The organism is Lentzea fradiae, from assembly GCF_900100955.1.
Classification (GTDB): Bacteria; Actinomycetota; Actinomycetes; order Mycobacteriales; family Pseudonocardiaceae; genus Lentzea; species Lentzea fradiae.
This window is the reverse complement of the sequence record NZ_FNCC01000004.1, coordinates 522,182-532,336: the sequence shown is the minus strand read 5'-3', so window position 1 is coordinate 532,336 and position 10,155 is coordinate 522,182. Positions and strand designations below refer to the sequence as shown.

Genomic DNA, 10,155 nt, shown 5'->3' with positions numbered 1-10,155 from the left:
ACTCCGACCAGGGCTTTCAGTACCAGCACGCCTCCTGGCGCACCCTGCTCGACGACGCGGGCCTGACCCAGTCGATGTCACGGCGGGCCAACTGCCTGGACAACTCGATGGCCGAGAACTTCTTCGGCCACCTGAAGGCAGAACTGTTCCACCACAACAGGTTCGACACCGTCGAGGAGTTCACCGCGGCACTGGACGACTACATCAGCTGGTACAACACCACCCGCATCTCCACCACGCTCGAGGGCCTGAGCCCGGTCGAATACCGAGCCCAGGCCCTCGCGGCCTAACCTTCAGTTAGCCAGTCCAACTTTCGGGGCCCAGTTCACTTCGTGGGACGGCCCTGCTGCGCCGGATGACGAATGTCATCACTGCTTCGGCGAGTCGGGGTAAGACCGAAGTCGTAGGCGGTCGCCACCCAAAGGGCGATGCCCGCGCCCCTCCCGAGACGATGAGCTGGACCCGCCGGTCGACCCGGCCGGCGGGAGGGGGAACCACCGGATGAACCGCAAGAGAACCGCGGCGACGCTGGTCGTCACCGCGACAGCGCTCCTGCTCGCACCACCGGCCCACGCGGCGCCAGGCCGGGCCATCGCCTGGGAGAAGTGCTTCGACACGCTGCCACCCGGTGCGCCGCCGGGCGCGGAACGCCTGGAGTGCGGCAGTTTCACCGCGCCGATGGACTGGAACAACCCGCGCAACGGCAAGACGATCACGATCGCCGTCAGCCGGCTCACGCCGAAGAACGGCAAGGCGAAGACCACCGTCTTCACCAACCCCGGCGGTCCCGGCGGCGCCGGCCGCTCGCTGCCGCTCGTGTACGTCGACCGGCCGAAGCTGAGCGAGAACGCCGAGATCATCGGCATCGACGTGCGCGGCACCGGCGGCAGCGACAACGTGACGTGCGGCGAGTTCTTCGCGCTGGGCACGACCGATCCGCGCGACCGGAGCAAGGCCAACCTCGACCGGATCTACGGCGACATGGAGCAGCAGGCGAGGACCTGCCAGTCCGCGTCCGGCGAGCTCGGCCGGTACGTCACCACCGACCAGACGGTGAAGGACCTGGACCTCCTCCGGCAGCTGCTGGGCAAGAAGAAGGTCAGCTGGCTCGGCTACTCCGGTGGCAGCTGGATGGGCGCGTACTACGCCACGTACTTCCCGAAGACGCTCGACCGGATCGTGCTCGACTCCAACGCCGACTTCACCGGGCCGTGGCAGAACGTGTTCGACGACTGGGGCATGGGCTTCGAGCGCCGCTTCCGCGTCGACTTCCTGCCGTGGGTGGCGAAGTACGACGACCTGTACCACCTCGGCAAGACCGGCGAGGAGGTGCGCCAGTCCTACGAACGCACGCGCGCCAAGCTGAACGCCGAGCCCGTCACGCGGCCGGAGGGCGTCTACAACGGGGTGGTCCTGGACTTCCTGCTGCGCGCGTCGCTCTACGACAAGTCGTCGTTCGACGCGACCGCCACGCTGTTCGCCGAACTGGCCGGTGTGTCGCCACAGCGGCTGACCGCGCAGGCGACGAGCTACCCGGACGCCTCCACGGGCACGCTCTACTCGATCCTCTGCAACGACACCCCGTTCCAGGGCGACCGGAAGTACCTGGAGCGCGACGCGGTTCGCGACGGTGCGAAGTGGCCTCTGTTCGGCTACTACCAGCTCCAGGGTCCCTGCGCGTTCTGGGACCGCCCGGACGTGCGGCTGAAGAAGCCGACCGGGCACGGTGTCGCGCCGACGCTGATGGTGCAGTCCGTGCGCGACCCGGCGACGCCGATCGAGGGCGCGAAGAAAGCGCACCGCGACTTCAACAACTCCGTGCTGCTCACCGTTGAGGACGAGGGTGACCACGGGATCTACGGGTTCGGCAACGAGTGCGTGAACACGGTCGTCGAGCGCTATCTCGTCGACGGTGTCGCGCCGCGGAAAGACTTGTCGTGTCCGGGGGTTCCGTTGCCCACACCCGGCGAGACCGTGCACAACCCGTTGACCCGGGCACGGCAGCTCGCCACGCAGCTCGGCTGGTAAGAGGGGGAAAACACATGCACCGCAGGAAAATCGCGGCGGCGCTGACCGCCGTGACGGCGGCATCGCTGCTGATGGCACCACAAGCGCAGGCGGCGGCCGGTTTCGCGACGCAGGACATCCAGTGGCAGAAGTGCTTCGACACGGTGCCGCCGGGGTTCCCTCCTGGCGCGGAACGCCTGGAGTGCGGCAGCTTCACCACGCCGATGGACTGGAACAACCCGCGCAACGGCAAGACCATCACAATCGCCGTCAGCCGCACCAAGCCGGCGGACGGCAAGGCGAAGACGGCGATCTTCACCAACCCCGGCGGTCCCGGCGGTGAGGGGCGCACCCTGCCGCTGCTCTACCTGAGCCGGCCCAAGCTCAGCGAGAACGCCGAAATCTACGGCATCGACGTGCGCGGCACGGGTGCCAGTGGCAACGTCACCTGCGGCGGGTACGACACGCTCGGCTCCACGGACCCGCGCGACCGCAGCAAGGCGAACCTCGACCTGCTCTACGCGGGCATGGAGCTGCAGGCGAAGTTCTGCCAGACCAAGTCCGGTGAGCTCGGCCGGTACATCACGACCGACCAGACGGTGAAGGACCTGGACCTGCTGCGGCAGGTGCTGGGGCGCAAGAAGGTCGACTGGCTCGGCTACTCCGGCGGCAGCTGGATGGGCGCCTACTACGCCACCTACTTCCCGAAGACGCTCGACAAGATCGTGCTCGACTCGAACACCGACTTCACGGCGCCGTGGCAGGACGTGTTCGGCGACTTCGGCATGGGCTTCGAACGGCGCTTCCGTGTCGACTTCCTGCCGTGGGTGGCGAAGTACGACGACCTCTACCACCTCGGCAAGACCGGCGAAGAGGTGCGCCAGTCGTACGAACGCACGCGGGCCAAGCTCGCAGAACAGCCCGTGACCCTGCCGGAGGGCACGTACTACCCGGTCAGCCTCGACGCGGTGCTGTTCCAGAACATCTACAGCAAGTACTCGTTCGAGGCCGCCGCGAGCAAGCTGGCCCAGCTGGCCGGTTCAACGCCCGCGCTGATGACGGCGCAGGCGAGCTTCCCGGACGCGCCGCTGGCCACGCAGCTGTCGATCCTGTGCAACGACACGAAGTTCCGCGGTGACCGCAAGTACCTCGAACGGGACGCGGCGGCCGACGGCGCCAAGTGGCCGCTGCTGGGCTACTACCAGATCATGGGCCCCTGCGCGTACTGGGACCGCCCGAACGTCAACCTCAAGCGCCCCAACGGACACGGCGTCACGCCGACGTTGATGGTGCAGTCCGAACGGGACGCCCCGACGCCGATCGAGGGCGCGCGCAAGGCGCACGCCGGGTTCGCCGGCTCCCGGATGCTGACCGTGAAGGACGAGGGTGACCACGGCATCTACGGGTTCGACAACGAGTGCGTCAACGACGTGGTCGAGCGCTACCTCATCGACCGCGTGACGCCGCCGCGCGACCTGTCCTGCCCCGGTGTGCCGCTGCCCGAACCGGGTCAGGGCCAGGCCGGTCCGCTGGAGCAGGCGCGCAGGCTGGCGGTTCAGCTCGGCTGGTGACACCCGGCGGGAGCTGCGCCGACGGAATCCGCGATAGCGGGGAACGACCGGCGCAGCTCCTCCGCCACCTCGACAGCGACCGGTTGAGCCGTGCCGTCCCGCACGACGTCGAGGACGTGCACGCGGTGCCAGCGGGGTCCCATCGACCACTGCGCGTACCGCGTGCCGTCCTCGCCGCCCCACGTCCGCAGCACCCGTTGCAGCACGGGGTCGAGGACGGCCCAGTAGCGGTACCGCCCGTCCGCGGGCTCACGGCTGTTCCGCGTCACGACGGCTTCCAGCTCTCGCGCGCGGGTCTCGTCGATCTCGACCCGCCGATCTCCTTCGAACACGCACGGCCCGACCACGCGCCAGCCTTCGCTGACGAACGTCCGCTCCGCCAGCACGCCGTTCGCGTCGTTCCACAGGTGCGCGAGGCGCAGCGGTTCCCCGTTCTCGTCCAGGAAGGCGAAGAACCGGTGCTCGGTCCGCACCGGCCGTGGCGTCCAGGACGTCAGCAGGTGGTTGAGCAGCGTGCCCTCGACCGGTTCGCCGAGCGCCCACTGACGCCCGGCGGGAACCCAGTCGCGGTCCTCGGTGAAGCGCTCGAAGCCCTTCCCTCGCTGGCGCAGCAGCAGGAACGGGTCGCGGACGTGCGGGTGGAAGTGGTTCACCACGGCGAAATGGCGGTGCGTCACGCGGCTCCCCTCGGCTGTCCGTCCACACCAGACGATAGTGGCACGGGACAGCGGAGCCGCGACTCGATCAGTAGGCGCCGGGGTGGGCGCGCCTGCGCCGCGCCGCGTAGACACCCGCCTCGGTGCGGCGGTCGAAGCCGAGCTTGTGCAGCAGGGACGACACGTAGTTCTTGACCGTCTTCTCCGCCAGGAACAGGCGGTTCGCGATCTGCCGGTTGGTCATGCCCTCGGCGATGAGGTCGAGGATCCTGCGCTCCTGCGGGCTGAGCGTCGAGTAGCGCGGGTCCTCCTCGGGCCCGCCCCGCAGCCGTTGCAGCACGGTCGCCGTGACGCCCGCGTGCAGCAGCGACCCGCCGGAGGCGAGCGTGCGGACCGCGGCCACGAGGTCGTTGCCGGAGACCTCCTTCAGCATGTACCCGGCCGCGCCCGCCATGATCGCGCCGAACAGCGCCTCGTCGTCCGAATAGGACGTGAGCATCAGGCACGCGGGCGGCGGCTGCACGAGGCTGCGGATCTCCCGGCACACCGTGACGCCGTCGCCGTCGGGCAGCCGCACGTCGATGATCGCCACGTCCGGCTTGACCCGCGGCGCCTGCCGCACCGCCGAGCCGGCGCCGTCCGCCTGCCCGACCACCTCGATGTCGTCCGCCTGCGCCAGCAGCTGCACGAGCCCGCGCCGCACGATCTCGTGGTCGTCCACCAAGAGCACCGCTATCGCCATGTCGCCTCCTGCAGGACCAGCGGAACGAACCAGGTGATGCTCACCCCCGCGCCGGGGATGGAGTCCACCGCGCAGTCGCCGTGGTGGCGCCGGGCGCGGGCCGCCATGTTGGCGAGCCCTCCCGCGTGGTGGGGCACCCCGCCGGAGTCGTCGGCCAGCGGCAGGCCCCGCCCGTCGTCTTTGACCGTGAGCTCCAGCCGTGTCATCGTGCGGTTGACGCCCACGGTTACGGCGACGTGCTTCGCCCGAGCGTGTCGCACGACGTTCGCGAGCGCTTCGCGGAGCGTGGCGAGCAAGTCCGGCCTCAGCTGGTCCGGCACCACGGAGTCGAGGGGCCCCTCCAGTGCCACGTCCGGTTCGAAGCCGAGCAACCGTGCGGACTCGTGCACGGCGTTGAGCACCTGGCCGCGCAGGCTCGCGCTGCCGGACGGCGGCTCCTGCAACGAGAAGATGGTGCGGCGGATCTCGCGGATCGTGTGGTCGACCTCCTCCACGAACCCGCCGAGCCGTTCGGCGAGCTGGGGCCGCGCGCTCATCCCGGTCAGCCCCTGCAATCCGAGCCCGAGCCCGAACAGCCGCTGGATGACGAGGTCGTGCAGGTCGCGCGCGATGCGGTCGCGGTCCTCCAGCACCGCGAGCCGCTCCGTGTCGCCCTGCGCCCTCGTGTACTCGAGCACCAGCGCGGCCTGCGAGGCGAACGCCTCGATGAGGTCCGGGTCGTCGAAGCTGGGCGCGTCGACCGGCCTGGCGACGATCAGCACGCCGATGCGCCGGTCGCCCACCGACAGCGGCACGACGGCGCATGGGCCGGGCACCGTGGGAATCCTGCCCTCGTCGTGGCACTCGGACTCGCCCGACTCGTAGACGCGGTAGCTGACCGCGCCCTCCTTCGGCACCCGCAGGCCCTCGGCGTCGTACGAGCCGCCGTCGGTCACCTCGATCACCAGGTCGCCGTTGTGGTCGGGCAGCACCAGCGCGCCGAAGTCGGCGTCGGCGGTCCTGCGGGCGGTCTGCGCCACCAGGTAGAGCGCGTCCCTGCCGGTCGTGCCGGTCAGGAGGTCGGTCGTGACGGCGGCGGCGGCCCGCAGCCACGCCTCGCGCCGCCGGGTCTGCTCGTAGCGGTCGAGGTGACCGATGGCCGATCCCGCCGCGGTGGCGATGGCCGTGACGATGTGGCGGTCGCGTGCGGTGAACTCGTCCTTGCCGGACAGGAAGAGGTTGCCGAAGGTCTCGCCGTGCACGACGACCGGAGCGCCCAGGAAGTCCGCTACGCCGATCGAGCGAGGATCACCGGCGGTGACGTGCGTCCTGCCGTCCTCGGCGATGAACTCGGTCAGCTCCTTGCAGCCGTTGATCACCGCGAGTGCGCCGTAGTGGGCCTCGACCAGGTCGCAGGCCGACTCGACGACGTGCCGCAGGAGGCGGGGCAGGGTGTCGAACTCGGCGAACGACAGCACCACGTCCAGCACCCGCTGTTCCGTGCTCCCGCTGCCGCCCACGGCTTCACCCCCTCAGGGGGATAGATGTGACACCGCACGAACGACTGAGGGTAACTCCCCTCAGTAGTCACAGGGGAGGGCCGGAACTGCGAACGGTGAGAACGAGAACTACTCAGAGTAGAACCCGAACACGTCCGGCCGAACGCGGTCAGCGCAGGCCGACGGTGAAGCCCTCGTCGATCACGCCCCGGTAGAGCGAGGGGGCGAACGTCCGCAGCCCGTGGTCGATCGGCTGGATGAACCCCGCCGAGTCGCCGAGCGGCAGCCGGTAGCCGTTCACCACGCGGTGGAGCTCCCACAGCGGTTCCATCTCCGGGTGCGCCGCGCGGAACCGCTGGGGGTCGCGCGGGTGCAGGTCGACGCGGACCATCGTGCGCCGGGCCACCGCGTTGACCGGGTTCACGACGCGCTCCCTGGTCCGCGAGATGGAGACGGCGCCCAGGTCCTGCCAGGCGACGGCCCACGGAGCACCCTCCGGGTCGTCCAGGCGGATGCCCTGCTGCTCGACGACCAGCTTGCGCGGGCGGGAGATCGTCTTCCACCTCACCGCGGCCAGCACGCCGATGCCGGTGAAGGCGACGCCGATCACCGCGGCGATGGCGCCACCGGCCGGTTCACCGTTCGTGAAGGCCGAGACGGCGCCGACCAGGGCCAGCACGCCCAGCACGACCGTGACCGAACCGCCCAGCAGCACCTTGCGGGTGGTGCTCTTGCCGAGGTCGACGACGACGGGTGGAGGTGCGCCCCAAGCGGTCATTCCCCCAAGCTACCGCTGATCAGCTTCTCCGCGGCCGTGAACGGGTCCAGCTCGCCCTCGACCACCCGCGCGGCCAGCTCGTCCGCCGCGGGGAAGCGGGTCCTGACGCGTTCGACGGCGATGGCCTCGATCTCGGCGGCGGCGCGGCGCAGCCGCCGTCCGGCCAGCTCACCGTGCTCGGTCATCCACGCCCGGTGCTCGTCGATCGCGGCGACCACGCGGTCCAGGCCCTCCGCGCGGGCGGCGACGGTCTTCACCACGGGTGCCCGCCACGACGGGCCGGAGCGGTCGCGGCGTCCCAGGGAGATCATGTACTTGAGGTCGCGGGCCGTCTGGTCGGCGCCGTCGCGGTCGGCCTTGTTGACCACGAAGACGTCGGCGATCTCCAGGATGCCCGCCTTGGCCGCCTGGATGCCGTCGCCCATGCCCGGCGCGAGCAGGACCAGCGTGGTGTCGGCCAGCGCGACGACCTCGACCTCGGACTGCCCCACGCCGACCGTCTCGACCAGCACGACGTCGAAGCCGACGGCGTCGAGCACGCGCAACGCCTGCGGGGTGGCCCAGGACAGTCCGCCCAGGTGGCCGCGGGTGGCCATCGACCTGATGAACACACCGGGGTCCGTCGCGTGGTCGCCCATGCGCACGCGGTCGCCCAGCAGCGCGCCGCCGGAGAACGGGCTCGACGGGTCGACGGCGATCACCGCGACCCGCTTGCCCTCGGCGCGGTAGGCGCGCACGAGGGCGTTCGTGGACGTCGACTTGCCCACGCCAGGAGCGCCGGTGATACCGACGACCAGGGCGTTGCCGGTGTGCGGCGCCAGTGCGGCGGCGACCTCCGGAAGGGCGGTGCTCCCCCGTTCCACCAGGGAGATCAGCCTGGCGACCGCGCGCGGTTCGCCGTCACGCGCGCGGTCGACCAGTCCTGCTACGTCAACGGCTTCGGCCACAGCCGGACGGCTATGCCTTGGCCGGCACTCGGATGATCAGAGCGTCGCCCTGACCACCGCCGCCGCACAGCGCCGCCGCACCCACGCCGCCGCCGCGCCGCTGGAGCTCCAGGGCGAGGTGCAGGGCGATGCGGGCGCCGGACATGCCGATCGGGTGGCCGAGCGCGATGGCGCCGCCGTTGACGTTGACCTTGTCCTCGGAGATCCCGAGCTCACGGGTCGAGACGATGCCGACCGCGGCGAACGCCTCGTTGATCTCGACCAGGTCGAGGTCGGCGGGCGTGATGCCCTCCTTGGCGCACGCGGCCTTGATGGCGTTGGACGGCTGCTCGTGCAGCGAGGCGTCGGGACCCGCGACGACGCCGTGGGCGCCGATCTCCGCGAGCCACTCCAGGCCCAGCTCCTCCGCCTTGGCCTTGCTCATCACCACGACCGCGGCGGCGCCGTCGGAGATCTGCGAGGCCGAGCCCGCGGTGATGGTGCCGTCCGCGGCGAACGCGGGACGCAGCTTCGCGAGCGACTCCGCGGTCGTGTCGCCGCGGACGCCCTCGTCCGTGCTGAACAGGACCGGGTCGCCCTTGCGCTGCGGGATGGAGACCGGCGCGATCTCGGCGTCGAACACGCCGTTCTCGGCGGCCTTCGCGGCGAGCTGGTGCGACCGCGCGGAGAACGCGTCCTGCTCCTCGCGGGTGACCTTGTGGCGGCCGTTGTGCTTCTCGGTCGACACGCCCATCGCGACCTGGTCGAACGCGCAGAACAGGCCGTCGTGCGCCATGTGGTCCTGCATCGTCACGTCGCCGTACTTGAACCCGCCGCGCGACTTCGGCAGCAGGTGCGGCGCCTGGGTCATCGACTCCTGGCCACCGGCCACGACGATGTCGAACTCGCCCGCCCGGATGAGCTGGTCGGCCAGCGCGATCGCGTCGATGCCGGAGAGGCAGACCTTGTTGATGGTCAGCGCCGGCACGGTCATCGGGATGCCCGCGGCCACGGCGGCCTGGCGGGCGGGGATCTGGCCGGCGCCCGCGGTGAGCACCTGACCCATGATCACGTACTGGACCTGCTCGGGGGCGACGCCCGCGCGCTCCAGTGCCGCCTTGATCGCGACACCACCCAGCTGGGCGCCCGAGAAGTCCTTGAGCGATCCCAGCAGGCGGCCCATCGGGGTGCGCGCCCCGGCGACGATCACGGAACCGGACACAACTGCCTCCATTGGAAGAGCGAACGGTCGTTAACAAGGCACCATACCGGCGGCTACCGCCGGGTAATCGTGTGAGACCTCGCACAGGGGCACCTGCACCGATCACGTGGATACCCTCGCCGCCATGAACGCAGAACTCGCTCGGTTCGTGACCGCGGTCGACCACGTGGGCATCGCGGTGCCCGACCTGGACGTGGCCGTCGCGTTCTACCGCGACAACTTCGGCATGGAGGTCTCCCACGAGGAGGTCAACGAGGAGCAGGGCGTGCGCGAGGCGATGCTGCACGCGCCCGGCGACCACGACGGCACCGCGATCCAGCTGCTCGCGCCGCTGACCGAGGACTCCACGATCGCCAAGTTCATCGGCCGCTCCGGCCCCGGCCTGCAGCAGCTCGCCTACCGCGTGTCCGATGTGGACCTCGCGGCCGACGCGCTGCGGGCGAAGGGCCTGCGCCTGCTCTACCCCGAGGCCAAGCGCGGCACGTCGAACAGCCGCGTCAACTTCGTGCACCCCAAGGACGCGGGCGGCGTGCTGATCGAGCTCGTAGAGCCGGCCACCACCCCTCACTGACCGCCCCACCACCCGTCCGGGTCCACCACGCGGGGCCCTTTCGTACTGCGTGACAGTACGAAAGGGCCCCGCGTGCGTTTCGCGGCAGATGAGAACCACACGTCCGGGTGAAGCCGGGTGAGTGGCGGACACCTCCGATGACCGTCCGGTCAGGCGATGCTCCGCCGGTTTCCGAGTGGAATGTCTCACACGAAGGATTCTGGA

Annotated in this window: 10 protein-coding genes; 4 read left to right on the top strand and 6 right to left on the bottom strand. The window is 70.3% G+C overall.

What is annotated here, in order from left to right:
- From BLT23_RS12215 to BLT23_RS12205, 3 genes are all read left to right on the top strand, one after another.
- The coding region (locus BLT23_RS12215; protein WP_143035909.1) for an IS3 family transposase at positions 1 to 290 on the top strand (290 nt) is incomplete at its 5' end.
- A gap of 211 nt (positions 291 to 501) precedes the next feature.
- The gene (locus BLT23_RS12210) at positions 502 to 2,028 is read left to right on the top strand and encodes an alpha/beta hydrolase (RefSeq protein WP_090048525.1); all 1,527 of its coding nucleotides are present in this window, start codon (positions 502 to 504) and stop codon (positions 2,026 to 2,028) included.
- Between the two features lie 14 nt (positions 2,029 to 2,042).
- Positions 2,043 to 3,578, top strand: a complete 1,536-nt coding sequence (locus BLT23_RS12205) for an alpha/beta hydrolase (protein WP_176946704.1) — start codon at positions 2,043 to 2,045, stop codon at positions 3,576 to 3,578.
- Here the strand turns inward: BLT23_RS12205 and BLT23_RS12200 are convergent.
- The 6 genes from BLT23_RS12200 to BLT23_RS12175 all read right to left on the bottom strand — a co-directional run bounded on the left by BLT23_RS12200 (position 3,563) and on the right by BLT23_RS12175 (position 9,380).
- Positions 3,563 to 4,255 carry a hypothetical protein gene (locus BLT23_RS12200; protein WP_090048524.1) on the bottom strand — a complete coding sequence of 231 codons (693 nt, stop codon included), beginning with the start codon at positions 4,253 to 4,255 and terminating at the stop codon, positions 3,563 to 3,565. The two genes, BLT23_RS12205 and BLT23_RS12200, sit on opposite strands and share 16 nt — an antisense overlap.
- 67 nt (positions 4,256 to 4,322) lie before the next feature.
- Positions 4,323 to 4,976, bottom strand: a complete 654-nt coding sequence (locus BLT23_RS12195) for a response regulator (protein WP_090048522.1) — start codon at positions 4,974 to 4,976, stop codon at positions 4,323 to 4,325.
- Positions 4,967 to 6,475: a sensor histidine kinase gene (locus BLT23_RS12190; RefSeq protein ID WP_090048521.1), complete on the bottom strand. Its 1,509-nt coding sequence runs from the start codon at positions 6,473 to 6,475 to the stop codon at positions 4,967 to 4,969. The genes BLT23_RS12195 and BLT23_RS12190 overlap by 10 nt, the downstream gene beginning before the upstream one ends.
- 148 nt (positions 6,476 to 6,623) lie before the next feature.
- Positions 6,624 to 7,232, bottom strand: a complete 609-nt coding sequence (locus BLT23_RS12185; RefSeq protein WP_090048519.1) for a hypothetical protein — start codon at positions 7,230 to 7,232, stop codon at positions 6,624 to 6,626.
- Complete coding sequence (gene meaB / locus BLT23_RS12180; protein WP_090048517.1) at positions 7,229 to 8,179, bottom strand: methylmalonyl Co-A mutase-associated GTPase MeaB; 951 nt, start codon at positions 8,177 to 8,179, stop codon at positions 7,229 to 7,231. The genes BLT23_RS12185 and meaB overlap by 4 nt, the downstream gene beginning before the upstream one ends.
- A gap of 10 nt (positions 8,180 to 8,189) precedes the next feature.
- Entirely contained in the window at positions 8,190 to 9,380 is a 1,191-nt protein-coding gene (locus BLT23_RS12175) for an acetyl-CoA C-acetyltransferase (RefSeq protein WP_090048516.1), read from the bottom strand.
- Between the two features lie 124 nt (positions 9,381 to 9,504).
- On the opposite strand from BLT23_RS12175, the gene mce reads away from it, so the two are divergent.
- Positions 9,505 to 9,951: a methylmalonyl-CoA epimerase gene (mce, locus tag BLT23_RS12170; RefSeq protein WP_090048514.1), complete on the top strand. Its 447-nt coding sequence runs from the start codon at positions 9,505 to 9,507 to the stop codon at positions 9,949 to 9,951.
- Positions 9,952 to 10,155 lie beyond the last annotated feature (204 nt).

Excerpts from the sequence above, each read along its gene's own strand:
- BLT23_RS12210 (WP_090048525.1), top strand. The coding sequence starts at position 502 with ATGAACCGCAAGAGAACCGCGGCGACGCTGGTCGTCACCGCGACAGCG.
- BLT23_RS12205 (WP_176946704.1), top strand. The coding sequence starts at position 2,043 with ATGCACCGCAGGAAAATCGCGGCGGCGCTGACCGCCGTGACGGCGGCA.
- BLT23_RS12195 (WP_090048522.1), bottom strand. The coding sequence starts at position 4,976 with ATGGCGATAGCGGTGCTCTTGGTGGACGACCACGAGATCGTGCGGCGC.
- BLT23_RS12185 (WP_090048519.1), bottom strand. The coding sequence starts at position 7,232 with ATGACCGCTTGGGGCGCACCTCCACCCGTCGTCGTCGACCTCGGCAAG.
- mce (WP_090048514.1), top strand. The coding sequence starts at position 9,505 with ATGAACGCAGAACTCGCTCGGTTCGTGACCGCGGTCGACCACGTGGGC.